Raw genomic sequence first — 1,618 nt, forward strand, 5'->3', positions numbered from 1 at the left:
GTGGGACGGAACTACCACTCCGGGTCGGTCCTGCTGCCGGACGGGCGGGTGATGTTCTTCGGCTCCGACTCGCTGTACGCAGACAAGGCGAACACGAAGCCGGGGAAGTTCGAGCAGCGGATCGAGATCTACACGCCGCCGTATCTCTACCGGGACTCCCGGCCGACGCTCGGTGGCGGACCGCAGACGATCGCGCGGGGCGCCTCCGGGACCTTCACTTCACCGCATGCCTCCAGTATCAAGAAGGTGCGGTTGATCCGGCCCAGTGCGTCCACGCATGTGACGGATGTGGACCAGCGGTCGATCGCGCTGGACTTCAGGACGTCCGGGGACAAGATCACCGTGACGGTGCCGGAGAGCCGGAATCTGGTGCAGTCGGGGTGGTACATGCTGTTCGCGGACGACGATCAGGGAACTCCCAGCAAGGCTCAGTGGGTGAAGGTGCCTTAGACACCGCTTCCGGGGGGCGTTGTGTCGGTGGATCAGATCAATTTCGTCGTACTCGGGGTGGCGGCCGTCGTACTGGCCGCGTGTGCCGTGTACAGCGGGCGTGCGGCACGCCGGGTGCGGGCCGCCGTCGTCTCGCCGCGTGGGCCGGACCCCGTGGCCGACCTCTACGAGATCGCCTATCTGCAGGGCGGGGCCGGAGGGCTGTGCGTGACCGTGGCGGTGCGCATGCGGGACACGGGCCGGCTCTCCGTCTCGGGGACGGGCGAGTGGATCACCGTGGAACCGGCGGGCTGCCGACCGCAGGACGACGTCGAGGCCGCGTTCACCGACGCGGCCGTACGGAAGCATGCCGAGAGGTACCGGAGCCGCGGCCTGCCGTGGGTGGGAACGGACGACGAGTACGTCCGCCGTATCCGCGATCGGCTGGTCGCCGAGGGCCTGCTGAACGATCCCGACCGCACGAGGGATGTCCTGATCGCCACCGACTTCTTCGGGATGACGATCCTGTGCTCGCCGGTGCTCATCGGGGCGGCCGCCGTCCTCGCCCGGCTCGGCGGCGGCTCCTACTGGATCCTCCTCGGGTACGCACCGCTCCTGGTGGGCTCGTTCCTCCTGTGGGTGAGGGACCTCGGCTGCCGGCCCGGGCCCTCCCCGCTGGGCCTGCGTGCCGTCGAGCTGGCGAGGGCGGGCACGTGGGCGCCCGACCCCCATCCCGGCCCGGACCGGGGCGACCCCGCGCTGCTGGGCCGGGTCGCTCTGGACGGTCCGGGCGTGCTGCCGAAAAGCCACCCGCTCGCTCCCCCGCCCCCGCCTCCGGAGCCCGAGTACGTCATCAGGGACGCACCCGGGCTCGGCGGCCTGTGACGGCGTCCTACGGGGTTGTCTCCCGCGCCAGTCCCAGGGCGTAGGCGGGCCACCACCGGCCCGCCTTCGGGCCTCCCTTGCAGGTGCCGTCGGACTCGCCGGGGCGCTTGACCCACAGGTAGGCGTCCACCGACGGGTCTTCCGTGCTCGTCGTCGGGGTCTCTCCCAGGGACCGGCCGGGCGGGTTGCACCACCGCTCGGTCGGGTCGCCCTGGGCGTACGGACCGCTGCCGTTGCGGCTGGTGTCGACGACGAAGTGCTTGCCGCCGACCTTCGCCGAGAGCTGTTTGCCGTAGGTGACGGA

At 71.0% G+C, this 1,618-nt stretch carries 3 protein-coding genes; 2 read left to right on the forward strand and 1 reads right to left on the reverse strand.

Annotation, left to right across the window (positions count from 1 at the left end):
- Positions 1 to 450 (forward strand): galactose oxidase early set domain-containing protein (locus tag ABZ471_RS48580; protein WP_359075600.1); only part of this gene is annotated, 450 nt, incomplete at its 5' end.
- A 27-nt stretch (positions 451 to 477) separates the two neighbouring features.
- Positions 478 to 1,314: a TIGR04222 domain-containing membrane protein gene (locus ABZ471_RS48585; RefSeq protein WP_359075602.1), complete on the forward strand. Its 837-nt coding sequence runs from the start codon at positions 478 to 480 to the stop codon at positions 1,312 to 1,314.
- 7 nt (positions 1,315 to 1,321) lie between these two features.
- Here the strand turns inward: ABZ471_RS48585 and ABZ471_RS48590 are convergent.
- The coding region (locus tag ABZ471_RS48590) for a glycoside hydrolase family 6 protein (protein WP_359075604.1) at positions 1,322 to 1,618 on the reverse strand (297 nt) is incomplete at its 5' end.

This window comes from Streptomyces sp. NPDC005728 (assembly GCF_040630895.1).
In the GTDB taxonomy this organism is placed as follows: Bacteria; Actinomycetota; Actinomycetes; order Streptomycetales; family Streptomycetaceae; genus Streptomyces.